The following is a 1,157-nucleotide window of genomic DNA, read 5'->3' as shown; positions in this document are numbered from 1 at the left end:
GCCCTGTGCCATCACTGGCAGTCATCAATTCGGCAGGTGCCAAGCTCGATGGCGGCAAGCTGGTGCTCACCGGGGTGTCGGCGAATTCCATCGTCTTTGCCGACCGTCCGGTGCGGGCCGCAGGACATGTCGCCACCGAACAGTTCATCATGCAGTGGGACGAGGGCAAGGACAACTTTGCCATTGATCCGCCGAATGCCACGGTATCCGTGCTGGGCGGCGACGGATCAGGTGTGAGTGACGCTGTGGTCACGCTCAAATCTCCGAAGCTCGACGGCGTCAATCTCACATTCGACGTTACGGTTCTCGAAGGAAGCCTGGATGGTGGGACTGGACCAGCAGCGCTTTTCATCGATCATTTCGGTGGCGGATTTGGCGGAGGCGGCGGTTTCGGCGGCGGTGGTTTCCATGGAGGCGGGTTTGCCGGAGGTGGGAACTTTGGCGGAGGCGGGTTCCGTGGCGGCGACTTTGCTGCAGGAGATTTCCATGGAGGCTACGCCCATGTCGGTGACGTCAATGTTGCCCACGTCAGCGGGAACTACTGGCATGCTCCGGTCTATCATGGAGCGTGGTATGGCAGCGGTGCGGTTGCAGCAGGCGCGGTGGCGGGTGCTGCCATAGGAGCGGCGGCTGCCAATCCATACTACTACCCGCAATGTGGCTACTATCCACTTCCACCTTGCTACTAAAGTTACCTCGCGCAAAGTTCACGCCTTCTTGATGCGCCATGAACTTTGCGTCGAGGATGTAGGCAGTGGCGTGACGTTAGAAATGCATGACGACGCCGAAGATCGGCCCTTGCTGGACGACGTCGAGGACGAATCCGTCATCGCTGTAGTCGACACCAAGCGCGCGATAACCTGCGACGGCTGATACCTTGTCGTTGAAACTATAGCCGATGCCGCCTGCAACATCCCAGTCGACGTTCGCACCACCGCCGCCGACCAGGCCCCACCCGGTGAAATACACTTTGTCGGTGATCGAATATTTGCCGCGCACGCCACCCAATCCGTCGACCCAAGTCGCCCCGTCGCTTCTAGGGCCACCGTCGAGCAAGCCGCCGCTGAACGAGATGTCGGTGCTGGCGTGCCAGACCCTCAGGCCGCCGACAACGTCGAGATTGCCCCGCTCATTCTGCAGAACCGAATAGCCGGCAC

1 protein-coding gene and 1 pseudogene are annotated in these 1,157 nt (G+C 60.6%); one reads left to right on the top strand and one right to left on the bottom strand.

The window, feature by feature from the left end; translation table 11 throughout:
• A partial coding sequence (locus tag ACXJ5O_RS27675; protein ID WP_457302707.1) for a hypothetical protein occupies positions 1-689 on the top strand: 689 nt, incomplete at its 5' end.
• Positions 690-765: 76 nt separating this feature from the next.
• On the opposite strand, the pseudogene ACXJ5O_RS27670 reads toward ACXJ5O_RS27675, so the two are convergent.
• A pseudogene (locus ACXJ5O_RS27670) lies at positions 766-1,157 on the bottom strand (hypothetical protein); the annotation flags it as partial.

The organism is Phyllobacterium sp. P5_D12, assembly GCF_054049495.1.
Note: the sequence above shows the minus strand (reverse complement) of the source record. Positions and strands in the feature narration are given on the sequence as shown.